Source organism: Salinivibrio sp. MA351, assembly GCF_001996065.1.
Classification (GTDB): domain Bacteria; phylum Pseudomonadota; class Gammaproteobacteria; order Enterobacterales; family Vibrionaceae; genus Salinivibrio; species Salinivibrio costicola.
Genome location: NZ_MUFG01000008.1, coordinates 39,811 through 65,056 on the forward strand (window position 1 = coordinate 39,811; position 25,246 = coordinate 65,056).

General features: G+C 48.9%; 19 protein-coding genes. 10 read left to right on the forward strand and 9 right to left on the reverse strand.

Going from position 1 to position 25,246, the window contains the following annotated elements; all coding sequences use genetic code 11:
- The first annotated feature begins 19 nt into the window (after positions 1–19).
- From BZG78_RS06425 to BZG78_RS06435, 3 genes are read left to right on the forward strand one after another with little or no spacing between them, the layout of a single operon-like run.
- Entirely contained in the window at positions 20–691 is a 672-nt protein-coding gene (locus tag BZG78_RS06425) for an ABC transporter ATP-binding protein (RefSeq protein ID WP_077660714.1), read from the forward strand.
- Positions 672–3,146 carry an ABC transporter permease gene (locus tag BZG78_RS06430; RefSeq protein ID WP_077660715.1) on the forward strand — a complete coding sequence of 825 codons (2,475 nt, stop codon included), beginning with the start codon at positions 672–674 and terminating at the stop codon, positions 3,144–3,146. The genes BZG78_RS06425 and BZG78_RS06430 overlap by 20 nt, the downstream gene beginning before the upstream one ends.
- A gap of 10 nt (positions 3,147–3,156) precedes the next feature.
- The gene (locus BZG78_RS06435) at positions 3,157–4,275 is read left to right on the forward strand and encodes a lipocalin-like domain-containing protein (RefSeq protein WP_199877169.1); all 1,119 of its coding nucleotides are present in this window, start codon (positions 3,157–3,159) and stop codon (positions 4,273–4,275) included.
- Here the strand turns inward: BZG78_RS06435 and cra are convergent.
- Positions 4,272–5,285 (reverse strand): catabolite repressor/activator, encoded by a 1,014-nt coding sequence (gene cra, locus BZG78_RS06440; RefSeq protein ID WP_077460580.1) that lies wholly within the window; start codon positions 5,283–5,285, stop codon positions 4,272–4,274. The genes BZG78_RS06435 and cra overlap by 4 nt on opposite strands.
- Positions 5,286–5,748: 463 nt before the next feature.
- Here cra and fruB point away from each other — a divergent pair, with 463 nt between their 5' ends.
- From fruB to fruA, 3 genes are read left to right on the forward strand one after another with little or no spacing between them, the layout of a single operon-like run.
- The gene (fruB, locus tag BZG78_RS06445; protein WP_021023251.1) at positions 5,749–6,939 is read left to right on the forward strand and encodes a fused PTS fructose transporter subunit IIA/HPr protein; all 1,191 of its coding nucleotides are present in this window, start codon (positions 5,749–5,751) and stop codon (positions 6,937–6,939) included.
- Complete coding sequence (gene pfkB, locus BZG78_RS06450) at positions 6,936–7,892, forward strand: 1-phosphofructokinase (protein WP_077660717.1); 957 nt, start codon at positions 6,936–6,938, stop codon at positions 7,890–7,892. The genes fruB and pfkB overlap by 4 nt, the downstream gene beginning before the upstream one ends.
- Positions 7,893–7,920: 28 nt before the next feature.
- Positions 7,921–9,657, forward strand: a complete 1,737-nt coding sequence (gene fruA / locus BZG78_RS06455; RefSeq protein ID WP_077660734.1) for a PTS fructose transporter subunit IIBC — start codon at positions 7,921–7,923, stop codon at positions 9,655–9,657.
- A gap of 70 nt (positions 9,658–9,727) precedes the next feature.
- Here the strand turns inward: fruA and BZG78_RS06460 are convergent, their stop codons facing one another.
- The 3 genes from BZG78_RS06460 to BZG78_RS06470 all read right to left on the reverse strand — a co-directional run bounded on the left by BZG78_RS06460 (position 9,728) and on the right by BZG78_RS06470 (position 15,599).
- A complete protein-coding gene (locus BZG78_RS06460; RefSeq protein WP_077660718.1) occupies positions 9,728–11,176 on the reverse strand; it encodes a glyceraldehyde-3-phosphate dehydrogenase in 1,449 nt (482 codons plus the stop codon).
- A gap of 419 nt (positions 11,177–11,595) precedes the next feature.
- Entirely contained in the window at positions 11,596–12,282 is a 687-nt protein-coding gene (locus tag BZG78_RS06465; protein WP_021023247.1) for a DUF3334 family protein, read from the reverse strand.
- A gap of 128 nt (positions 12,283–12,410) precedes the next feature.
- Positions 12,411–15,599 carry an ATP-binding protein gene (locus tag BZG78_RS06470; RefSeq protein WP_077660719.1) on the reverse strand — a complete coding sequence of 1,063 codons (3,189 nt, stop codon included), beginning with the start codon at positions 15,597–15,599 and terminating at the stop codon, positions 12,411–12,413.
- Between the two features lie 436 nt (positions 15,600–16,035).
- Between BZG78_RS06470 and BZG78_RS06475 the strand changes: the two genes are divergently transcribed.
- The 3 genes from BZG78_RS06475 to nagK all read left to right on the forward strand — a co-directional run bounded on the left by BZG78_RS06475 (position 16,036) and on the right by nagK (position 18,194).
- Positions 16,036–16,380, forward strand: a complete 345-nt coding sequence (locus BZG78_RS06475; protein ID WP_021023245.1) for a DUF3802 family protein — start codon at positions 16,036–16,038, stop codon at positions 16,378–16,380.
- 30 nt (positions 16,381–16,410) lie between these two features.
- Entirely contained in the window at positions 16,411–17,184 is a 774-nt protein-coding gene (locus tag BZG78_RS06480) for a tRNA-uridine aminocarboxypropyltransferase (RefSeq protein WP_242412991.1), read from the forward strand.
- Positions 17,185–17,291: 107 nt separating this feature from the next.
- Positions 17,292–18,194, forward strand: a complete 903-nt coding sequence (gene nagK, locus BZG78_RS06485) for an N-acetylglucosamine kinase (RefSeq protein WP_021023244.1) — start codon at positions 17,292–17,294, stop codon at positions 18,192–18,194.
- Between the two features lie 76 nt (positions 18,195–18,270).
- On the opposite strand, the gene BZG78_RS06490 is transcribed toward nagK, so the two are convergent.
- The 4 genes from BZG78_RS06490 to BZG78_RS06505 form a co-directional block, all read right to left on the reverse strand.
- A complete protein-coding gene (locus BZG78_RS06490) occupies positions 18,271–19,350 on the reverse strand; it encodes a ketoacyl-ACP synthase III (protein ID WP_077660720.1) in 1,080 nt (359 codons plus the stop codon).
- Between the two features lie 121 nt (positions 19,351–19,471).
- Positions 19,472–20,842: a DASS family sodium-coupled anion symporter gene (locus tag BZG78_RS06495; protein WP_077660721.1), complete on the reverse strand. Its 1,371-nt coding sequence runs from the start codon at positions 20,840–20,842 to the stop codon at positions 19,472–19,474.
- 250 nt (positions 20,843–21,092) lie between these two features.
- Positions 21,093–21,758: an ElyC/SanA/YdcF family protein gene (locus tag BZG78_RS06500; RefSeq protein ID WP_077660722.1), complete on the reverse strand. Its 666-nt coding sequence runs from the start codon at positions 21,756–21,758 to the stop codon at positions 21,093–21,095.
- Between the two features lie 114 nt (positions 21,759–21,872).
- Complete coding sequence (locus tag BZG78_RS06505) at positions 21,873–23,564, reverse strand: NAD-dependent malic enzyme (protein WP_021023240.1); 1,692 nt, start codon at positions 23,562–23,564, stop codon at positions 21,873–21,875.
- 372 nt (positions 23,565–23,936) lie between these two features.
- Between BZG78_RS06505 and BZG78_RS06510 the strand changes: the two genes are divergently transcribed.
- Positions 23,937–24,674, forward strand: a complete 738-nt coding sequence (locus tag BZG78_RS06510; RefSeq protein WP_021023239.1) for a transporter substrate-binding domain-containing protein — start codon at positions 23,937–23,939, stop codon at positions 24,672–24,674.
- Between the two features lie 71 nt (positions 24,675–24,745).
- Here BZG78_RS06510 and BZG78_RS06515 read toward each other — a convergent pair whose 3' ends face one another.
- A complete protein-coding gene (locus BZG78_RS06515) occupies positions 24,746–25,228 on the reverse strand; it encodes a YajQ family cyclic di-GMP-binding protein (RefSeq protein WP_021023238.1) in 483 nt (160 codons plus the stop codon).
- Between the last annotated feature and the right edge of the window lie 18 nt (positions 25,229–25,246).

Genomic DNA, 25,246 nt, shown 5'->3' on the forward strand with positions numbered 1-25,246 from the left:
TATGAGGGTGTGCATTGGCATGTTAGCAATTAAAGCGCTGTGCAAGGGATATCAGGACGGGGGCGATTTTCATCCTGTGCTTCAAGGCGCGGCGATGTCGCTGTCTTCCACCAGCCAGCTTGCGCTGATGGGAGAGAGCGGCTCAGGCAAGAGTACCTTACTGAACTTAATTGCTGGGTTGGATAAACCCGACAGCGGTGAGATCTGGCTGGATGAGACCCCTTTACACGCGTTAACCGAACGAGCGCGTACTCAGTTCCGTCGTCAGAACATTGGTCTTATCTTTCAGCAGTTCAACTTGCTTCCTACGCTATCGATTGCCGACAACATCCGCTTTTGTCGCCAGTTAAAAGGGCTCAAAGACGATGCGAATTTATGGCGGCAAATTGTCTCTCAGCTTGATTTAATGCCGCTATTAAATCGATACCCGGAAGAAGTGTCAGGCGGGCAGCAACAGCGTGCCGCGATCGCCCGTGCGTTATACATGGCCCCCAAATTATTGTTGGCCGACGAACCCACCGGTAGCTTGGACGAGCGCAACGCGGATGCGGTCATGCGTTTGCTAACCACGTTGACACGTCAGCAAGGCTCGAGCCTTTTATTGGTCACGCACAGTGATACAGTTGCCAGCTACTTACAGGGCAGCATTGGGCTGCAAGGAGGCGTGCTCAGTGTTCGGGCCCGTCGCTAATGCACTATGGGGGCACTATCGCCGCCATCCTTTTCAGATTTTGCTGGTATGGCTAGGGCTAACCCTTGGGGTCGCTCTGCTTGTTGGCGTGTTATCGATTAACCAACACGCCCAGCAAAGCTATCGGGAAGGTGCCAAGCTGTTTAGTAATCCTTATCCGTTTAGCATTCATCACACCCAGCGGACCCAACGTGTGCCGCAGGCGTTTTATATTGATTTACGCCGGGCAGGCTTAACGCAGTGTGTTCCTGTTGATCGCTTGCAAGTCGTGACACCGTCACTTGATGATCTCAATCTTATGGGTGTTGATACCATTGCCATGTTGCCGCTGTTAGCTGAACGTGGCGGTGATAAAGGGCGTGCAAACAAGGGGATATCACCGGTCAATGCAATCACGCCGCCTTATCCGGTTTATGTTGGTGAGGCGATGGCGAACCATAAAGGCTGGAAAGATGGGCAAATGATTGATCTGCTTGATTATCCAGCTATTGGCCCCTTGCGAGTACTCGACAACGATGCCCTGAGTATGGGGACGTATTTAGTTGCCGATATGGCGTTGCTACGTACCTTGTCCTCACACGCCGGTATCGCCGACATCCTGTGTGGGTCCTTAACGCAAGCGGAGCGCCAGCAGATTCGCAATGTGTTACCACCTGCGCTGACATTGACCAAAACACAGGCCACACAGTTAGGGCCGCTCACCCGTGCTTTCCATCTTAATTTGCTTGCCATGGGATTACTGGCTTTTGTGGTGGGCCTGTTTATTTTCTACCAAGCGATTTCGCTTTCAATGACACAACGACAACCGCTGGTGGGGGCGCTACGCCAACTCGGTGTTGATGGGCGTCAACTCTCTGGGGTTATGCTTGCTGAGATTCTCGCATGGGTTGTGCTTGGCGTGATGAGTGGCAATGTGCTGGGCTTGATGCTCGCCAATCAATTACTCCCTGCCGTCGCTACCACCTTGTCTGACTTGTATGGCGCTGATATTGACTTGGTGATGCATTGGCAATGGCAATGGGGATTGGCGAGTCTGTTGCTCGCGATCTTAGGGGCGATGATGGCATCAGCCTGGCCGCTGGTGCGCTTACTTAACACATCGCCGGGGCGCTTATCCCAAAGAATGACACTAATTCGAGGGACACACCAAGAGTATGCGGTGCAAGCGATCATCGCGATACTATTAGGCGTAACAGCTTGGGGCGTGTCTTACTGGGAAAGTAGCCAATGGCAAGGCTTTACGCTGATCGCATTAACCATGTTAAGTGCCGCCCTAGCGTTGCCCTATGCCTGTGGCTGGTTGTTTCATACCTTGGCGCGCTGCTATGCGGGCGCACGTTGGCGTTGGTTCTTTACCGATGCGGCGGCCAGTTTAAGCTACCGAGGAGTCGCTGCGATGGCCTTTATGCTTGCTGTTTCTGCGCATATAGGTATGGAAACCATGGTGGGGAGCTTTCGCACCAGCACCGAAACTTGGCTGCAGCAACGGTTAGCCGCGGATGTGTATGTTCGACCCGGCAATGCTTTGCTACCCAGAATCGAATCCTGGCTTGAACAACAAGAAGACGTGTCGCAATTTTGGGCCACTTATCGACGTGAGTTGGTCGCGCCCCAAGGACGCCTTGAGGTGTTATCGGTTGGTGATCGAGCACTAGAAAAGCAATCGTTAGCCGTCAAATCGGCCCAACCCCAATATTGGTCGCAATTACACCAGCAACGTGCGGTGCTTTTAAGTGAATCACTCGCCGCTAAATTTGACGTAAGTGTCGGTGAAATGGTTAATCTGCCCGCACCGATGGGCGAACGCTGGCACGTGGCAGGGATCTATTACGATTACGGTAATCCTTACGGACAGTTGGTGGTTTCAACGCATAGTGAGGCGGGCGAATGGCTAGCACAAGGACGTCCATCGTTGGCGGTGGTACTCGATAAAGAAGCTCCAAGTGATCATTTTGTTGATCAAATGAATACACGGTTTAGCCTGAGCAATGGTCAGGTGCAAAATCAAGCCGACATTATGCGTTATGCCATGCGCATTTTTGATCGAACGTTTACTGTCACCGAAAGCTTGTGTGTGCTGATGTTGTTCGTGGCGATTAGCGGCTTGTTTTTCGCAACGTTAGCCACGGAGCTATCGCGGCAACGCCAGTATAGCTTGTTGCGTTATTTGGGCCTATCAGGGCGAGAGCTCATTGCTCTGGGGGGCGGGCAATTGGTGATCCTTGGGTTAGTCAGTGCCCTTATCGCGATCCCGCTTGGCTTGGTGTTAGCGAGCATGTTAATTCATGTTGTTCTCAAAGCGTCCTTTGGTTGGACAATGACTATGAATTTTTTCCCAATGACCTATGCAACGACCATTAGCCTTTCAATGCTCGCCTTGATGGTGGCCGGGGCGTGGCCGGTTTACCGTATGCTTAAGCGGACAGCCGCCGCGTCGTTACGTGATGCGCAATAGGAGAATCGCCGTGAGATCAAGTCAGCGAAAGTTAAGCCCTATTGGCCGTGTAGTGTTTGGCTTAATCGGAGTAATGGTGTTGGGGGTCTTGATTGGGTTGGGAAAACAGCCTTCATCGTCGACCGACTTAGCGGATGGCTTTGATGTGTTTGGCCAACAAGATGGCTTTGCCGCTGTTACGCCTGATTATACACCTCTCTATCCGCAGGATATGGCCTCTCATCCTGCATTTGCCACGGAATGGTGGTATTTGACAGCCACACTGACGGATAATGCGGGACAAGAATACGGTGTGCAATGGACCCTATTTCGCCGTGCGCTGAGTCCTCGCCACCAAACAGGATGGGCAAACCAGCAGCTTTATATGGCGCATGTTGCTATTACGCGTGCCGATCAACAGTGGGAAGCCGAGCGTTTTGCCCGTGGTGGTATTGGTCAGACTGGCGTGACGCTGTCACCATTTCAGGCTTGGCTGGATGATTGGCAATGGCAGGGGGGCGATCAACCTTTACCGGCGCAAGTCCGTGCATCATGGTCCGATAAGGATGCAACATTGGGGTTCGCACTCCAGGTGGCTGACGGTGGCTTGCGCGTGAAACAGGGCGAGCAAGGATACAGTATTCGCCATGCCAATGAGCCGTCAGCGTCTTATTACTTTTCTCTGCCACAATTGACCATTGAAGGTCAGCTTATCATCGATGGTGAGACAATACCCGTTTCGGGAAAAGGGTGGTTCGATAAAGAATGGTCTAGCGGTGCGATGGCATCGGATCAAAGCGGATGGGATTGGTTCGGGCTTAATTTAGACGATGGTCGCGCGTTAATGGTCACCCAAATCCGAGGCAGTCAGCCCTTTATGTTTGGCTCATTAACGTATCCAAATGGGCGCATTGTGGCCTTAGCGCAATCGGATATTCGGATGTTACCTATTAGCCATGCCAAAATGCGCGAGGGGATCAGTTTGCCGATAGCCTGGCAGATACAAGTACCAGACGAAGGGATTAACATCACTACGCAGCCACTCAATGCACAAAGTTGGATGGCGCTGAGTGTGCCGTATTGGGAAGGGCCAGTGCGCGTGCAAGGAAGCGCAACAGGCCGCGGGTTTATGGAAGCGACGGGCTATTAATTGAGGCCAACCCAGGCCTGGGTTTGATGTGGGCGCCATATTGGCTGACGCTCGACGGTAATCACGCCAGGCTGGTTATCGCCTTGAGCGGCAGACACCGCAAGGCTTAAGGCAGCATCGCTGATCGCTTCAAATTGCTGCGGCAAAGACTGCACACCAAAAGGCAGAAAGTCTAAAATACGGCTATCACCAAAAGTGGCGAAATACAGGGCGGTGGGGGCGATACCGGTCTGACGAATCGCATCCAGCACACCCTCGCAAAGGGTAAACGATGTCGTTAAAAGCGCATCGGGTAAATCCCCAGCGTCTATCCATTCGGTCATTAATCGCTGTCCTTCTGAACGGCTAAAGGCATTGCCATAGCGTACTTGTCCCTCGACGTGCTGTGCGTGTAATGCCTGAAAAAAACCTTGCTCACGATCTTGAGATATCGCCAGAGCCGGTACTGCACCGATTAACCCAGCTTGATAGACATCGGTTGGGCTGATCAAGCGATCCGTCAGCTGATAAGCCCCTTTCGCATCGTCCGTTAAAACGTTGGCAAATTGTGTGGCATCTAAGCCACGGTCAATCGCGATAATCGGGGTGCCTTGCTGCTGTAGTTTCGGATAAAAGGCATTATCGGCCGGTAAACAAGAGGCCACAATTAAGGCATCAATCTTTCTGGATACTAGCGTCTGTGCAACCGTTTTTTCTCGCTCAGGATCGTCGTCTGATCCCGTAATAATCACCTGATAACCCTGATCATGCGCTTTGCGTTCAAAGAGTTTGGCTAACGTTGCATAGCTGGTATTAGCAAGATCCGGAACCACTAAGCCCAGTGTATGGGTCGTGCCTGCTCGTAATGCCGTCGCTGCGCGGTTAGGTTGATAATTATGTTGCTCGACCACCGCCATCACGCGTTGACGTGTTTGCTCGCTGATCCGGTAACGGTCGGCTTTACCATTAATCACATAACTGGCTGTTGTGCGCGACACCCCAGCAAGGCGGGCTATTTCATCTAGCTTCATAAACGAATCCTTAGTGCGCCGATCGTTATTGATGGCTTTGTGAATGCGATCAAAGTTTGCACATACCCGATCAATAATAGGCTTGCATTATAAGCTAAAACGATTCAGCCTTAAAGCTGAAAGGTTTCAGCTTTGGAAGTAAACCACGTCACCATCACACGATTGTTATTTATTGCGTCGTGTTTCGATAATCGTGGCTAGAATGAATCGACAGTAACGATGAGATTCATTTCATCGATAACGCGGGTAATTGCCGCCAAAAGCTGAAACGATTCAGCCAAATGGTACAGCGAAAGACTGTACACAAAAAACATTATCAGGGTCTGACGTAACGTGAATGAAGACCAATCCCTGATCCCGATATACTGTCATGACAGCGTGGTCTGGCGTGACAAACAACGATTAACCCGTGCACTTGGCACTGACCCTTTGCACTTGGCATTAAAATAAGAGGAAAGCCCTCATGCTGGCACTTAACGCACAAGATATTCATATGCAGCAACATGCTGCCTCCAAGCAAGACGCGATTAAAGCCATTGCCGGTTTGCTGACGCAAAAAGGACTGGTAGAGGCCGGCTATCAAGACGGCATGTTAGCGCGAGAGGCACAAACCAGTACGTACTTGGGCAGTGGGATTGCTATTCCACACGGCACAACCGATACCCGTGATCAGGTTAAACAAACGGGGGTGCAGGTTTTTCATTTCCCTGATGGTGTGGATTGGGGAGACGGAAATCTTGCTTATGTGGCCATTGGTATTGCCGCTAAGTCTGATGAGCACCTTAGTATTCTACGCCAGTTAACCCGTGTGCTATCTCAAGAGGGCGTTGAGGAAGCATTGCAAAAGGTTGAGCGTGCTGAAGAGGTCGTTGCGATCCTCAATGGTGAAACAACCGGCGCACAAAGCCTAACCTTTAAACCAGAGATGATACTGAGCGGCTTTCCAGCTTCAGACATGACTACCCTCCAAGCGGTGGGAGCCGGCCTGCTCAAAAACCATCATTGTATCAATCACGAGGGCGTGAGCCAGTTAGTGGCAGGCAATCCTATTCATTTGGGTCAAGGGCATTGGCTGCTTGGGGTTAATCAAGGCGTTGAACAAACAGGCGTATCCGTTGTGATGCCAGCAACGTCATTGACGCATCACGCGCAGTCTGTAAATGCACTTTGGTGCATAGCAGCGAATAATGCGGCCCATCTTCCTGTCTTGAAAACCTTAACGCAGTGGAAAGCCGACGATCAATTGGCGACCTGTATTGACCTCTCGCCACAGGCGCTGGTTAACGCATGCAGTCCCCAGACGTCAACAGGGGCATCGCCAGCGGCGGCGTCGACCGATGAACGTCAAAAAGCGACCGATAAAGCGATTCAAGAAGGTGAAAACGGTACATTTACCATCACCAATACGCATGGTTTGCATGCACGTCCAGGGGCAATGTTGGTCAACACCGCGAAAAAATTTGATGCGGATATTCAAGTTGCCAATGCGTCTACCCAATCAGACTCGGTCAATGCGAAGAGCTTGATGAAAGTGATTGCCTTAGGGGTAAAACATGGCCATCAGTTGCACTTTACCGCGCAAGGTTCGGATGCAGCGCAGGCGATTTCTGCACTCGGGAATGCCATTAAAGACGGATTAGGAGAACACGCATGAGTGCCATCTTAACCGTCACCTTTAATCCAGCTCTCGATATGACAGGAAGTGTCGGGGTATTGCAACCGGGTGATGTCAACTTGGTGCAAAACTATACCCTGCATCCTGCAGGAAAAGGCGTCAATATTGCACGTGTGTTAAGCGATTTAGGGGCCACGGTGTCGGTCTCTGGCTTTCTCGGTGCAGACAATCAAGACCCATTTTCCCAGCTTTTTGCTGAACAGGGCGTTGCCGATCACTTTTTGCGCGTGCCAGGGGTAAGCCGTACCAATGTCAAGCTGGTAGAAAATACAGGCCGGGTAACGGATTTAAATTTTCCCGGCATGGCGGTAGACCCGACTCATATTGATGCGTTGACCGAGACCTTGCTCGCATTGGCAGCAAGCCATGAATGGATCGTATTGGCGGGCAGTTTACCGCCAGGTGTCACCACCGAACAGCTGGTGATGTGGATTAGCACTTTGCGAGAAGCGGGCAAAAAAGTGGTCGTCGACACCAGTCAACACGCGCTTCGTGCTGCCATTGATGCAACGCCTTGGTTGGTTAAGCCCAATGAAGCGGAGTTAGCACAGTGTCTTAATGAATCTATCAGTAATGAGCAACCTGTTTTATTAGCGCGTGGTGAACAGCTCTTTAACCAAGGGATCGCTAACGTTGTCATTTCGCGTGGGGTTGATGGGGTATTGTGGCGCGATCATCAAGGCTGGCTAAAAGCCGTGGCGCCGGCCCAGCAGGTGGTGAGTACCGTTGGTGCGGGGGACTCCTTGGTCGCGGGTCTGGTCTCTGGCTGTCAAGCTGGGCTGAGTAAAGAAACGGCACTTCGCCGTGCCGTTGCCATATCGGCGCTTGCCGTCACTCAAGTGGGAGTGGGGGTGAGCAATCATGAAAACGTGAATCAATTATCCGAACAAATCAGCGTGTCGCCTGTTGAGTTGTCAGTGCATGCGCAATAAAAACCAATCCATAAGTGGGGTAGAAGGTATGAATCTGGTCATTGTTACGGCATGCCCTAGTGGTGTCGCCAATACCGTTATTGCGGCGGGGCTTCTCGAGCAAGCCGTCGATGCAAAAGGATGGACGGCACAAATAGAGTGTCAGTCGAGTGTCCAATCGACAAAAGTATTGTCAGCCGCAGAGATAGAACACGCCGATCGCGTGCTGCTCGTTGGCGATCCGAAAGAGACGGCRCGCTTTAATGGTAAACCTGTTTACCAAGCAAGCCTTGATGAAGTCATGATGGACGCGCAGGCCGTGTTGACGGCGGTATCGAATCAGGCCCAGCCTTATGAGGCTTCCGTATCCAGTAAAAGTGGTGACGAACAACCGGTTCGTATTGTCGGGATCACGGCTTGTCCGACGGGCGTTGCCCATACCTTCATGGCCGCTGAAGCGATTGAAGAAGCCGCGAAGGCGAGAGGGTATCAGGTTAAGATCGAGACACGTGGCTCGGTGGGGGCAAAAAATAACTTAACTGACCAAGACATTGAACAAGCGGATCTTGTCTTTATCGCGGCGGATATTGAGGTCGATCTCAGTCGCTTTGCCGGTAAACGTTTATATAAAACCAGTACTGGGAGCGCGTTGAAAAAAGCGGCACAAAGTTTGGATGATGCTTTGGCGAACGCCCATGTTCACCAAGCCGGACAAACCAATACCGCGAATAGCACTGCAAACCAAGGTGAACGGAGTGGCGTTTATAAACACCTTATGACCGGGGTGTCACACATGTTGCCTTTGGTTGTGGCCGGGGGGCTAGCCATTGCGCTCTCGTTTGTGTTTGGTATTGAGGCGTTTAAAGAAGAAGGGACGCTTGCAGCGGCCTTAATGGAAATTGGCGGTGGTAGCGCGTTTGCGCTGATGGTCCCGGTACTGGCGGGCTTTATTGCCTTTTCTATCGCGGATCGTCCGGGCCTGGCACCAGGGCTTATCGGTGGTATGCTTGCAGCCTCAACAGGCGCGGGTTTCTTAGGGGGTATTCTGGCTGGTTTCATTGCCGGTTACAGCGCTAAATTCGTTGCGGACAAAGTCAGCTTACCGGCTTCAATGGAGGCGCTCAAACCCATATTGGTGATCCCGTTATTGGCCAGTTTATTTACCGGTTTGGTGATGATCTATGTGGTAGGTGGCCCCGTTTCGGTGGCGATGGAAAGTTTAACAACCTTCTTGCAAAGCATGAATTCAACCAATGCCGTCATCTTAGGCGTGTTACTCGGCGCCATGATGTGCTTTGATCTCGGTGGCCCGGTGAATAAAGCCGCGTATACGTTTGGCGTTGGATTGATTGAAAGTGGTACCTACATGCCAATGGCTGCCATTATGGCTGCAGGCATGGTGCCGGCATTAGGAATGGGTTTATCGACTTTCCTTGCCAAACGCAAGTTTAACGATGCCGAACAAGAAGCAGGTAAAGCGTCATTCGTTTTAGGACTGTGCTTTATTTCAGAAGGCGCGATTCCGTTTGCAGCGAAAGACCCGATGCGTGTTATTCCATCGTGTATTGCCGGTGGCGCATTAACGGGGGCGATCTCAATGTTGATTGGCGCGAAATTAATGGCGCCGCACGGTGGCTTGTTTGTCTTGCTCATCCCAAATGCGATTAGCCCTGTCTTGCTTTATCTCGCCGCCATTACGGCCGGTACCTTGGTGACAGGTTTAGTCTATGCGTTGATTAAGCCGGTGAGCCAAGCATCACCATTGACGGCAACCCAGTCGTCTTAGTCAGACCTAAACGCGCACGTAAAAAAGGCCCTTGATGGGCCTTTTGTTGTTTATGATAACGCTGTGTTGCTTATGATAACGATTCCGGCTGAGGGACCACAGGATAGCGAACCCCCATCATTTGCTCCATACAATGGATGACCTGACAGCTGTATCCAAACTCGTTGTCATACCAAATGTACAGTACGCAGCGGTTACCCTCGGCAATCGTCGCCTGGCTATCTACCACGCCAGCAAAGCGAGATCCAATCAAATCACTCGAGACGAGTTCGGTGGATTGGGTATAATCGATTTGGCCTGAAAGCGGCGAGTAGAGCGCGACGTCTTGCAGGTACGCGTTGATTTCATCTTTGTTGGTGGCGTGATTGAGGTTGAGGTTTGCAATCGCCATCGAGACATTCGGGGTTGGGACACGCACTGAGTTGCCAGTGAGTTTTCCTTTTAGTTCCGGCAATGCTTTTGCTACCGCGCTTGCTGCGCCCGTCGACGTCAGTACCATGTTGAGTGATGCTGAACGACCACGTCGATCGCCTTTGTGGTAGTTGTCTATTAAGTTTTGATCATTGGTAAACGAATGGACGGTTTCAATATGACCACTATCAATGCCAAATTTATCCTGCATGGCTTTGAGCACTGGGGTAATCGCATTGGTGGTGCAACTGGCGGCGGAGATAATTTTGTCATCGTGACCAATGACATCATGATTGACACCGAACACCACATTTTTAAGCGCGCCCTTACCTGGGGCGGTTAGCAAGACTTTGTCTGTCCCTTTGCTATCAAGATGCTGACCGAGTCCTTCTTCATCACGCCACATCCCCGTATTATCGACCACTAAGGCATGGTGAATGCCATACTGGGTATAGTCGACCTCAGTTGGGTTATTGGCATAAATGACTTGAATGAAATTACCATTGGCGATCAGAGCATTACGGGTCTCATCCACAGTAATGCTGCCATTAAATGGACCGTGCACCGAATCACGACGCAATAAGCTGGCGCGTTTTTCCAAATCGCCTTCTTTGCCACCACGGACCACTATCGCACGTAAACGTAATGGATAGCCTGGCCCACTTTTCTCAACCAGTAGACGTGCGAGTAACCGGCCAATACGGCCAAAACCATAAAGCACCACATCTTTGGGCTCGACGCTGTTGCCAGTGCCGATTAAGTGATTCAATTGGCTATGAAGAAAATCAGTAATCCCATGCTCACTGTCATGTGATTGCCAGTACGTCCACGCCAGCTGGCCAATATCAATTTTACTCGGGGCCAGGTCGAGTTCGGCCATCGCTTCGATTAAAGGGAGGGTTTGGCTCGGGGCTAATGTGCCGCCAGTGTAACGACGTGCGACGCGGTGAGCTTTAATAATATCAATGGTACTAGCGTTGATAAGCTGACGGCCAAAGAGTTGAATCTCTACGCCTTTTTGGCGATAGAGCTGGCTCAACAGCGGATACATGGTTTCAGAGTGAGTTTGACTGGTTTGCCAGTCGAGTAGGTAGTGTTCTGGACTCATGAATCGACCTTTTCACGAATGATTGTGGGTGGGCAGGGTGCCCAGTAGGGTAATGGACTGATCATTGCCAGCCTTATTATTTTGTTGCGCAGTCTAAATGACCCAGAATTATTCACCTACTAAAAATAAGTCCTAAAATTCAACCACTCATAGACGATTAAGAACGATAAGAACGATAAGAACGAGTAATAGAGCGGGAAGGTTGTGATCAATGTTGTAACTGATATGAAACAAAAGCGATAAATTCAATATTATTGTGAGCGGGAAAAGATGAAATGTTATTTTGTTTTTTGTCGAAAATTAAGTGGGTAAAACACAAAAAAGTCGCGAACAAGCAACAATAATGGCTACTTGTTCACGAATTGAGGCGTAACTCGCTGATTTTTAAGTTCGATGTTAATTTATATGGGCGTTCGTGCTCAGATCCCGAGTTCATCTAACAAGTCGTTACTGCCATTGTCGTTCTTTTCATTTTTATCGTTAGATTTTCCTTCCAGCTGACGCACGGTTTCTGCCTCTAAAATAGAATCCGGGTCGACTTCTTCGCCTTCTTCAAAATCTTGCAGCTGAATGAATTCAGTGCGTTCCATCGCGAGTTCTAGATAAAAAATATGATTATTTTCGGTGGTAAAGCTGACCCGGCGCGCTTGAGGTTTATCAATATTGCTGTCGACAGACACGGAGATATTTTTGTTCACCGCCATCATCTTCGGCTGGTTTTGCGTGATAGACGTCTGAATTGAGCGCTTAATCTTGCCTGTGAAGTCACCGATGATTTGGTTCATCAGTTCGCCAAGTACATCACCGACTTCATCCGCTGTATGTTGAGTGGCAAGCTCTTCTTCGGGGATCCCCATATGCTGCATATAGTTGCGATAAATCTCTAATGCCGCTTGTGAGGAGAAGTTAATCACGACGAGTCCCGAAAAGCCGCCATCAAATAATACAAAGCACCCGATATCCGGCTTAAGACTGGTTTTGACTATTTTTTGCACCATTGCGGCATGATGCACGGGAGAGTCCGTGGCTTTGGTTAACACTGCTGTGGCAGATTGACATAGTTTGAGCAGGATGTCCTCGGAGGTGACAACTTTGGTTTTTCTCATTATTCACTACCGTTTTGGTTGCTAATACTTACCTTGAGTGTGGCACCGGAACGCGAGGTTTGTACACCGATTTTCTAGATATTCGGATAAGGGATCACACCGATTCATTATTTTTGATGTTGGACACATTAAGTCTCAAGCGTGTCGAGCGCACGAGTCAGACGTATGATCGCCGTTTGCATCTGCGCTAACGCTTTGACAAGTGCTTGTGTGTCCTGTGTGTTGGCAGCATGTTCGGCGTCAAGGCACGCTTGATGCAATTCTGTTGCGCCAATACTGCCTGTCGCGGACTTCTGTTTATGTGCTGTGTCTTTGATATCTTGCCAATCTGTAAACGGCGGCGCTAACTGGCTCAGCGTGTTGATGCTCGGTAAACTGCGCCGGCGAAATATCGCAATGATATCAAGATAAGCGTGTTTCTGGCCGGCGTAGAGTCGTTCGATAACACTTAAATCTAAAACGGTTGGCGAGCTCTCGTGTTGCACAGAGAGGGTAGACGTTTCCTCTTGCGCCTTGTCGGTGGTTGAATGGGAACCTTGGTGAAGCCAGTGACTTAAGCGGCTTTCGAGCTGCTCTAACTCAATAGGCTTGGTGATATAATCGTCCATACCCGCTGCAAAACAACGTGCGTCTTCACCACTGAGTGCATTGGCAGTAATAGCGATAATAGGGACGTATCTCGTGGATGACTGCTGCTCTCTCAATGCGGCTGTGAGTGCATAACCATCTTTATTTGGCATATGGCAGTCTGTTAAGACCAGATCAAAGCGCGTGCTTTGGTAAGCCTGCAATGCTTGCTCACCATCATCAACCATCACAACGTGATAACCGAGATAATGGAGCTGTTGTGTCAAAACGTGTTGATTAGTGGGGTTGTCTTCGGCAACCAGTATATGTCCACGTATCGATTTGCTATGGCGCTCTCTTGCTTGCATATCGGGGGTAATATTTAGTAGCTCGAGAGATTCCCCCAACATGCTAACCTCTGGGCTGTCTAAGCCTAAACACACACGGATCCCATGCACTAAGCGGCGATAAGTGAGCGGTGAGGCAAAAAGCTCGACCAGGTATTTGTTCGGATGGGGATTCAGTGACAGCTTCTCTCGTAGCGCAATGATGTGTTTCACCCCAAGCGCATCAAAACGCGTCTCGTCACTTGTATCTTGAGTGATCAAGAGTACATGTCTGGCAGCGACAAGCGCAGGCGTACTTGATGCCTCCTGTTGCAGGGTAAGCGTCTCGTTTGGATTGGCTGTCGCATGTGCAATACCTAAATGATTGAGATAGAGGTTGATGGCGTGTTTTAGCTCGCCATCGGGTAAATCAAGGTAAATAAACAGTGTGTCGATATCGTCACGACTAAGTGGCACAGGATGAGGTGCACCCAATCTGTCAGTGGTGTAACTTAAGCGAACTTGAAATTCGGTTCCTTTATCCTGTTCACTCTCAACCGTTATCTCACCATCGAGTAAATCGATAATATTTTTACAAATCGCTAAGCCGAGTCCGGACCCACCATACTCACGCGTAGTGGATGATTCTGCTTGGTTAAAGGGTTGAAATATGGTGTCTAATTTGTCGGGGCTGATGCCTATACCATTATCCGCTATTGTGACGTTCAATCCTGTTTTTTCCGGTGTGCCTGTGTCGAACGGTGTGATTTTGACATCGACTTTTCCCAGTTTTTCACGGTGACTGCCAGAAAACTTAATTGCATTGCCCACAAGGTTATAAAGGACCTGTTTAAGCCGGTTAGGATCGCCAATCAGTGAGTCAGGCAGTTCAGGATCAATAAATAGTGACAATGTCACATTTTGTTTTTTGGCATTGTGGCTCACCGTGTCCATCACTTGATCAACCGTTTCAGAGAGAGAAAAGGTAACCTGCTCCAACTGCAGTTTTCCTGACTCGGTGCGGGAGAAATCAAGAATATCGTTAATAATCGAAAGCAATGAAAGGGCTGATTCTCTTACTGTGCTCAGCAACCCGTGTTGGGATTGAGTTAGCGAAGAGCGACGCAGTAGATCCAACATCCCGATAACCCCGTTCATAGGGGTGCGTATTTCATGGCTCATGGTGGCAAGAAACTGCGCTTTAACCCGAGATGCGCTTTCAGCTCGTTCCTTTTCTGCTATCAACTGCTCACGTGCTTGGTTGCGCGAGATAATGTGGGCTCGGAATATCACTAAGCTCTGCGCAATCTTTCCGACTTCATCGGTTCTATCTTGAAAATGACTAGACGGTGGTGTCATGTCACCCGCGACCAGTCGCTGCATCGAATCTGCCAGCGCGGCGATTGGCTGAGTAAAAGACTGATAAATATAAAAATACATGCCGCTACTAACAAACAAAATAAATAACAATAAATAGCCAAGATTCAATTGATTGGAATGAAGAATAGATTGTAAGTCGGTCATTGAGCGGGTAACTTCATTACCTGTGCCTTGTGCAAAACGGGAAAGTGCATTCTCTAGCGCATGATACTCATGATCGCTGAGCGTGCGTACTGCCTTCATGGCAGCGACTTTGGCGTTCGGTTGGTAATTGTTAAAAATGGCAATACCGCTGCGCTTAAAGCTAGTAAAGTGATTGTTTAATCGCGCAATTTTTTTGAGTGAGGCAGGGTCATTAAGCTCGAACTGTGTTAATGACAAATATTGCTCAAAGGTAACCATATCTTCCATAAAGTATTGACGGCTACTCGTGCGACCTTCTAAATACTGATTTAGCTCGGTAAGCATATCGCCATTTTCATCGACGAGTTCGTCGAGGTATTGTAATACCGCTAAGTTGTCGGGTTGCTTTAACTCCTGGGTGGCTTTGAGTTCGGCAACGAGGTTATCAATTGGGCGAGCGACATCAATGGATAATCGCATCAATTGCCTGCGTGCCCATTGCTCAGCCACCGGATCAAACTCGGTTAATACTTTTTGATGTGCGATGCGTTGAAAGCGTTCGTAGAGTTGACTGACTTTTTCGAGTTGTTGTTTTTCATCGGGTTTGATGGTTTTTAGTTCTTTTAGCGCGTTTTCAAAGTCTTGTTGATTCTCTAGAAACACTGATAGCGATTCGTGCCGTCCCATGACATATTTAAGCATGCTAGCATTCATGTCGCTCACCGAACGTAGCATCTGCATCGTAATAATGGCGCTGGGAATTTCGTGATGGGTAGCGCGCTCTACATCACGATTGACACGCTCTTGCATGATATAGCTTGAAACCGATAATCCGAGCACCATCAGCGTGATAAACGTCATGATTAATCCGATTTTGCTGACAATGCTCTTACTAAATGGGCGCGGACGGTTTACCTTCATGGTTTTTTCCTACATCCTTGTGAGCGATTGATTCGGGCGTATCCGTGAAAACAGCTCAGTGTGTGGTTTATTTTCATCACTGCAAACCAAAGCTATACTGCAAAGAAGAGTGGGTCAGCGGTTTGCATGAGTAAAGTGTGGCATGGATAAGCAAGAAAGGCTTACCGTTCACAGTTTTGCCACTGTATGTACACGAGCAATAAGCCAGTACGTGTTATTGCGCATGCTATCTTATACTATAAGGCGTGTGGAATCGTATATAAGGTGCATCGAATAGTACAAGATGCATCGAATCGTATAAGGTGCATGGAAACAGTATAAAGCACGTGATGTGCTGTGAAGCGTGACTCGCTTTCTAATTTCGTCCTCTGGGGGCGCACATCGCGGATGTTCGCGATACAATAGCGATATATGAACAGTCTAAGGACAAGTAACCATGGTAGTAGATTCAGACGGGTATCAGGCACTGATCGAGCACTTTGCGTTCAATCTCACCGTCTTTGAGCAACCCGGTGAAGCCATTGGCGATGAAACCATTGCAGATATCGTGCACGATCTCGTCGCCTCTAACATCATGACCATTTGTGAGCAAAACCCTGGGCTCTCATCCGCGTTAAGGTTTACCATACTCCGTGAAGCCGATCGTGTGGTTGAAGATATGGAAGAAGTCTTAGCCGGGCGATGGGAGCAACCTGTCACGGCAGAGCAAGTGGGCTTTTTAGAAGAGTATGTGGCGCTAGTCAAAAATTTATTTGATGGCGCCATGGTTGAATTTCGTTAGTACTCAGCCACTAATAATCTAGATACTTTGATGTCAAAAATAGCGATGTCAAAAATAGAGCAGAATCACGCGATTCAGCGCCTTTATAAAGCACGCCTCTCGCGTGCTACCCGCCCTTATCTAGCCCGTGGTGCCGGGGTTGATCGTTGTCAGCAGTGCATGCTGGTTCGTCATTATTGTATCTGCGCCCACCGAACGGCTCAAAAGACACACGCCGCTTTTATGCTGCTGATGTATGACGATGAGGTCTTGAAGCCAAGCAATACCGGCCGGCTGATTGCTGACTGTATCGCCGATACCTATGCGTTTATTTGGTCACGAACAGAGCCGGACCCTGAGATGTTAGCGCTTCTGTCCCATCCCGATTATCAACCTTTTGTGGTTTTCCCGTCTCAATATACGATGCCTGAGCGTGTCGTGAGTGCCCCGACTGTGAGCGTGTCAGGTAAACGTCCGCTGTTGATTATTATCGATGGAACCTGGCGAGAAGCGAAAAAGATTTTCAGAAAGAGCCCTTGGCTTGATCGTTTTCCGGTTTTAAGTATTCAACCTCAGGCATTATCACGTTATCAAGTGCGTGATGCTCACGGCGAGAATCAGCTTGCAACGGCAGAAGTGGCTGCAGAGGCACTGATCGCAAATCAAGAGCAAATGGCAGCCGCATATTTGAATCAGTGGTTTGATGTGTTTAGCGAGCGCTATATGGCGGGTAAACGACAAAAGGCGTTGCCAGAGCGAGACGCGTTGTCCCTGCTTCTTCATCGCCAGGCTCAATGTGAGAGACACAAAAATGCCGATGGCTAACGTTTGGTTAAAAAACAACGAAACTTGGCCAGAATCACGGACTTGAGGCTATTTTTGGTGGATAATCTGGTTATATAACGACAAACAAACACGAAGGTGACTTAGCCATGTATTACGGCTTTGATGTGGGCGGCACAAAAATTGAGTTCGGCGCGTTTGACAAACAACTTAATCGTATTGCGACCGAACGTCATCCAACCCCCACGCAGGATTATGCGGCGTTGGTTGAAACCATCGTCCAATTGGTAGAAAAATACGATGTTAAATGGGGAGGGCAGGGAACCATTGGTATTGGTATTCCTGGCTCACAAGCAGAAGATGGAACGGTTTTAACCGTCAATGTGCCTGCAGCCAATGGACAATCGCTACGTGCAGATTTAGAAGCACGCCTTGGTAGAGAAGTCCGTATCAGTAATGATGCTAACTGTTTCGCGTTATCGGAAGCCTGGGATGAGCAAGCGCAGTCGGCGAAAACAGTCTTGGGTTTAATTCTTGGCACTGGCTTTGGTGGTGGTTTAGTCATTAACGGTAAGGTGATTAATGGTAAAAACCAGATGGCTGGCGAGGTTGGTCATATGCGGATGCCGATTGATGCTTGGTTGCGTCTTGGTGATCACCCACCGATGTTTGATTGTGGATGTGGCAACAAAGGATGCTTAGATAATTACCTATCAGGGCGCGGATTCGAACAATTGTATGGCCACTTTTATCAGCCTCTGTCAGCGATTGAGATTATCGAAAACTACCGAGCGGGTGAATCCGATGCAGTGGCATTTGTCGCGTGCTTTTTTGATGTGTTGGCAATGTCTTTAGGCGGTATTTTAACTGCGTTCGATCCTGACATGGTTGTGCTTGGCGGCGGCTTATCTAATTTTGATGAGCTTTATGACGCCATTTCCGAGCGCTTACCTCAGCATTTACTGTCAGCGGCAAATGCGCCTGATATAGTCAAAGCACAGCATGGTGACGCGGGCGGAGTGCGTGGCGCGGCATTCTTGCATCTGACTTAATGGCTCAATGAAACCCTGCTAAGAAAAAGCCGACATCTTGATTGTCGGCTTTTTGGATCTTAGCTTTCTCGTGTTGCTACTTGTTCGACTTTTGACAGTGATTAATTGCGTCGTCTAATAGCTCGAGTGCCGTTTTATCGGTGGGTGGTAGGTCTGCATTTGATTGCGCGATAGGTGTGGTTCGCTCACCCCAGCGAATCAGTCCTGCGCCCCAGGTAAGCCCAGCGCCAAATGCCGCGGTGAGCAATTGACTGTGCGGCTTGACGACGCCTTGTTCTACCGCTTCGCACAAGGCGATAGGAATTGTTGCGGCAGACGTATTACCGTAATGCTGGATATTGATAAATGCTTTATCCAGTTCAATACCGGCATGCTCACACAAGGTTTCAATAATCCGTTTATTCGCCTGATGAGGAACAACAAGATCGATGTCGTCGGCGTTGAGTTGATTGCGGGCAAGCACTTGATTTGCCGCAGAGCCCATACCTTTCACCGCGCGTTTAAAAATATCGCGACCGATAAAGTCAAACGAAAAGTGCCCATTGTCGGGATCAAAACGATCCATAGCGGTGCCAAATGCCGGGATGGCTAATACGTCTCTTCCTGCTGAATCACATCCGAGTTGCGCATCCAACAAGCCTACTTCTTGATCGCTTTTGCTCACCACGACTGCCCCCGCTCCGTCACCGAATAACACGGCGGTATCGCGTTTGCTCCAATCCAAGTACCAAGTAAGGTGTTCTGCACCAATAATCAGTGCGTGCTGGTAATGGCCGGCTTGCAACATTTTGGTGGCCGTTTCTAATCCATAAAGGAATCCAGTACAGGCGGCATTCATATCGAAAGCGGCTGCACGTAGGGCGCCAATATTTCCTTGAACCTTTGAAGCGATGTTAGGAATTAAGGTATCTGGCGAGCATGTCGCGACAATCAATAAGTCTAACTGGCTCGCGTCGATACCTGCAGCCGCCAGGGCTCGATGGGCAGCAACGGTTGCTAAGTCCGAGGTTTCTACATGACTCACTCGACGCGCCTCAATGCCAGTGCGCGAGCGGATCCATTCATCATTGGTTTCTAAGATGGTGCTGAGGTTATCATTACTCAACACAGCAGGCGGGAGACATTTACCCCAGCCAGTAATTTCTGCAAATGCCATAGTCGTTTACGGGTTATTAAGCGTTGCGCTAGTGTAAACCTGAAACTCAATTGAAACAATTTTGATAGACGAGAAGACGCGAAAAACACTACCTGGCGCAAATGCCAGGTAGTGAGTGAGATTACCAGAATAAACGGGTAAAAATGGCAAGAACCACAATACAAACAAGGTTTAAGTACATGCCAACCCGCATCATATCACGTTGTTCAATATGCCCAGATCCAAACACAATGGCGTTAGGAGGGGTGGCAACGGGAAGCATAAAGGCACAGGATGCTGCAATGGCAATTAACGCCGATAGTGCCACGGGGGACACGCCTAAGGCTTCTGCAATGGTCGCGAAGACGGGAACTAACAGTGCGGCGCTGGCGGTGTTACTGGCAAACTCTGTGAGGAATATAACAAACGCGACGACACCAAGCATGGTAAAGAACAACCCGGAGCCGGTCACCGCGCTACTGAGGTGATTCGCCAAGAATACACTGGTGCCTGTTTCTTTGAGTACGTTGCTTAAGCAAATACCGCCACCGAACAATAATAGAACGCCCCAATCTGCGGTTTTTTCCACTTCCTTCCACTTTACCACTCGGGCAGCACCCAGTAGTACGATCGCAGACAGCGCGACGATCGAGTCAAATTTACTGAGACCACCGAGCATGGCATTTAAGGGTTTACTGAAGATCCACGCCGACACCGTAAGCGCAAAGATAGCAATGGTGATTAAACGTGGCGTGGTCCACTCAAAGCCGCGTTTGTCGGCATCAAAGCTGTAGTTAAGATTCGGTTTGGTTAAAAAATACAACACAACAACAGCCACTGGCAGTAGGATAAGCGTGACAGGCAGTCCGAGCTTCATCCAGTCTGCGAAACTGAGGCCTGCTTCTGCAGCGGCGATGGCATTTGGTGGGCTACCTACAATGGTCGCGATGCCACCGATACTGGCACAGTAAGCAATCCCCAACAGGACGAAAACATAGGTGCCATGATCTTTTTGATTATTCACCTTATGTAAGATACCGAGTACCAAAGGAAGCATCATTGCTGTCGTGGCTGTATTACTGATCCACATCGATAGACCGGCGGTAACACCAAAGAGCATCATGACTGCCACTGACATTTTTCCTTGGGCGATGGTTAATACTTTATTGGCAATCGCTTGATCGAGCCCTTGAGCTTGCAATGCTGCGGCTAAAGCAAACCCACCTAGAAACAGAAAGATAATAGGATTAGCAAAGTTTGACAACGCCGCCGGTGTTTCAAACACACCGAGACCCACTGCCATGATCGGCACCAATATCGCTGTCATGCTGACATGGATGGCTTCGGTGAGCCAAAGCACGGCGATAAAGACCAGTAAGCTGAGGCCAGTTGTTACGTCGGCGGCAAAAGGTAAGCTGTGATATAAAACGAAAAACAACGCAATATCAGCCAATAAAATCCAGGCTTTTCGATCGAGCTTCCAGGAGTGTAAAGAAAGGGATTGCAGGTTCATAGGGCGTCCTTTTACAAACGTTATCAGATATTGTACTTATTTATAATATTTGTGTGATTCGCTTGATAACGGGGATTTATAAGCAAAAACAAGCCATAACAGATTACCAAGCGATGGCTAATATACGCTTTATTGGTCAGGGTGTTAATCGATTGCAGGCAGGTTTTTAAACAAATGATTAAAACAATGTAAAAATTGTGATTCGGGCAGCATCGATGGCAGAACGCCTAGTCATAACGTCAGAAGGGGGTTATCGGTTTGAGAGGCCATCTATCGGTGCTTTAGGTCCGGTAAATTTTGGTTTCACATTAAGAATAAAACTGTCTAGTACTGCTTTAGTGCGTGCCAGTATTTCTCTGGCGCGGATCTTGGTACCGGCCCAGCCTCTGGGGCTTGGTACCGCGTAACAGATGGCATCAATATCGTTTACATCCGCAAGAAACAGCGCACGTTCACAATGAAATTTCTGCGTGATGACGGTAAAACGTGCAAGACTAAAAACCGTTTTGGCGCGAACAACGGAATCGAGTGTCCGAAAGCCCGCATAATCAAGATGAATCGCTTCTTCCGCGATGCCCGCCTTGCGTAAATCTCGTTTCATCGTCCAGGGTTCGTTATACGACCGATGAGCGTTGTCGCCGCTAAGAAGCAGGTGGTCAATCTTTCCTGCGTGATAAAGGGCCTCAGCCGCTTCAATGCGATAGGTGTAATAAGGATTTGAGGTTTTGCCGATATATTTACTGGTGCCGAGCACGAGCCCCACTTGTCGTTTGGGCAATACATCGACATCTTTATAGATACGCCCTTTGGCGTTAAGCGTGATTGCGATATCGCTAGCCGCCATGAGAATAACAGTAAGGGCTGTGAGTATAGCCAATGTGATTATCGCCTGACGAACGAGGCGCCGGAGAGCCATGGTGCGTTGTATCCCTTTTTTGACGGACAGCACTCGATAATAGCGGGTGCGGCAAGTAGGTGGAATGGTAGCAAAAAAAGCGCCTGAGTAGGCGCTTTTTCTGTCAGTCTTTGGTTAAAATGAGGTGCGTTTGTAAGCTCGGTATTCAGGCGACCAAAAACTCTCCTCGATGCGCTTTTTCAGTGCCTCATCAGAGAGCTCGGCGGCGACGCCTTCAACAATCGCTTCTTTAGCCACCTCAAACGCAATACGTTTTGATACTTGGGTAATATCCTCCAAAGGTGGGAGCAGGGCGCCGATCCCTCGCTTCGCCAGAGGAGAGCATTCGGATAGTGCTCGCGATGAGGCCATTAGCATGCCATCGGTAACACGAGAAGCCCCGACGGCTAATACGCCAAGCCCGATGCCTGGAAAAATATAGCTGTTGTTACACTGTGCGATGGGGAAGGTTTTGCCATTATCTAAACGGACGGGCTCAAATGGACTTCCTGTGGCAACTAGCGCTTGACCATCGGTCCAACGCAAAATATCAAATGGCGTCGCCTCGACCCGGCTCGTGGGGTTAGATAAAGGAAAAATAATCGGGCGTGGACAGGTGGCATGCATTTGTTTAATGACATCTTCAGTGAATAACCCTGGTGCCCCCGATACGCCGACGAGCACGGTGGGTTTCGCGTTTCGAACCACGTCTAATAGTGAGATGTTGCTATCTTCTAGCTGCCACTCCGCTAGTGCCTCGCTTTTTTGTACCAGCTTTTGCTGGAAGTCGAGCAAGTTTGGCATTGCATCGACTAATAGACCCCAGCGATCGACCATATACACGCGTGAGCGAGCTTGTGCATCTGAAATGCCCTCCGCGACCATTTGTGCAATGATAGCTTCTGCAATACCACAACCGGCAGAGCCCGCGCCTAAAAAGGTGATCCGCTGTTCAGACAACTTGGTGCCAGCCGCTTTACACGCGGAAATTAATGAGCCCACGGTGACTGCTGCCGTCCCTTGGATATCATCATTAAAGCAGCACACCTTGTCTTTATAGCGTTCTAGGATTGGCATGGCATTTTTTTGCGCGAAATCTTCAAATTGGATCAATGCTTCAGGCCAGCGGCGCTGTACTGCTTGGATGAACTCTTCAATAAATGCATCGTACTCTTGGCCGCTAATCCGAGTGTGGCGCCATCCCATATACATGGGATCGGAGAGCCGTTGTGGGTTATTAGTTCCTACATCCAGAACAATGGGAAGCGTATAAGCCGGACTGATCCCACCGCACGCGGTATAGAGCGATAGCTTTCCGATAGGGATGCCCATGCCACCGATCCCTTGGTCGCCTAATCCCAGAATCCGTTCTCCATCGGTGACCACTATCACTTTGACATTGTGACGAGACGCATTGTTTAAAACATCATCAATACGATCGCGGTTTGGATAAGAAATAAATAACCCGCGTCCGCGGCGATAAATATTGGAAAAGTTCTCACACGCCGCCCCAACCGTGGGGGTATAGATGATAGGCATCATTTCGGTGATGTGGTTCGATACCAGTCGGTAAAACAGCGTTTCGTTGGTATCTTGAATATTTCTAAGATAGATATGCTTATCGATATCGTTTTCGAAGCGTTGGTATTGCTGATAGGCGCGCTCGGTTTGTTCTTCAATGCTTTCTATCGCGTCTGGCAATAATCCTTCAAGGTTAAAGAACTTACGCTCTTCAACACTGAATGCGCTGCCTTTGTTTAATAGTGGCGTTTCTAGCAGAGCTGGCCCCGCGTAGGGGATATAAAGAGGACGTTTTTGATTATTCATGAATGATCAGACTCGATGGTTCTTTTCGTTGGGTCGATGACGAATGTTGGGCGTTATCATGTGCCTTCGTGGCGTTTTATGTCCTTTGCCGAACGCTTTTTGTGCGTTAGGTAGCGATAGCCCCAGGCGATTTGCAATAAGGGGTAAAGTTTAGGCATGAATGGTGACCTAATTCAACTTTTTTACCTCAATGTGCGGTGTGGGTATTAGCAAAGTTGCGCAAGAGAAGAGCGAGGGGTCTACACTTTGCCTGTAGGCCACAACGCAGTGCGGTTTAAACTTGCTACTCGGTGACCGACAGCAATTGATTGAAAGCTAATAATAAAGATGTTGGCTGTACACATTTAATGGAAGGTAAAAAGAGGTAGTCCAATGAAGTCACTTATTGCCGCCAGCTTGCTGGTTTTTTCGACCACGACTCTCGCTGCTAATTTAAGCGATTTAGATTATATTACAGAGGTGTATCCCCCGTTCAATTATGAAGAGCGTGGTGAGTTAAAAGGGATTGCCGTTGATTTTCTAGAGGCTGCGACTAAGGCGGCGGGTGAGCCAATTAGCCGTGATCAAGTGAAATTGCAACCGTGGGCGCGTGGTTATGCGACCGCGTTGTCTGAACCCAATACGGTCCTTTTTTCAACCACACGCACCGCAGAGCGTGAAGATAAGTTTAAATGGGTTGGGCCCATTACCGATACCAAAGTGGTGGTTTGGGCGCCAAAAAGCAAAGAGATAACAATCAATAACGCGAGTGACTTTGCTGACTACAAAGTTGGCGTGGTACGAGATGATGTGGGTCAACACCTATTAGAAACGATGGGCGTTGGCAAGAAATCAATTCGTTTATCCCCGAAACCGGACTTGTTGGCAAAACAATTAGCCGCTGGGCGGATAGATATGTGGGCTTATGAAGAAAATGTGAGTGCGTATATCATGAGCCAGAGTAATATCGATACCAGCCAGTTTGAGGTGGTGCATGTGTTAAATGAATCACAGCTTTATTACAGTCTAAGTAACAATACACCAGACAGCTATGTTGAAAAACTGCAAGCAGGCGTTGACCAGGCGATCATGGATGGCACGCTCGATGAGATAAAAAATAACTACAAGTAGCGCGGGGCATCACTAAGAATAAAAACGGGCGCTTCAGGCGCCCGCTTTTAGATAGTTCGAGGCGTAAACCGTTAGTCGCGGAAGTTCTCAAACTGAAAAGGTTGCTCAAAATCACTGTCTTTGATCAATTGAATTACAGCCTGTAAATCGTCGCGTTTCTTACCGGTAACACGGACTTGCTCACCTTGAATTTGCGTCTGGACCTTCATCTTGGCATCTTTGATCGCTTTGGTGATCTTTTTCGCCACTGGCGTCTCAATGCCATTTTTGAACTTCACCTGCTGTGAAAAGCTCTTACCGGAATGGACCATTTCCTGAATATCCATCGCGCGTGCATCAACACCACGCTTGGCCAAATTGCTGCGAAGCATATCCATCATTTGATTCACTTGAAAATCAGCCTCAGCAATCACTTTTACCGCTTCTTTATCCAAGTCAAAATTGGCTTCCACACCACGAAAATCAAACCGTGTTGCCAGTTCACGATTGGCATTATCAACGGCATTTTTGAGTTCCACTTTGTCAATTTCAGACACAATATCAAATGAAGGCATAGTCTCATCCTAGTTGGG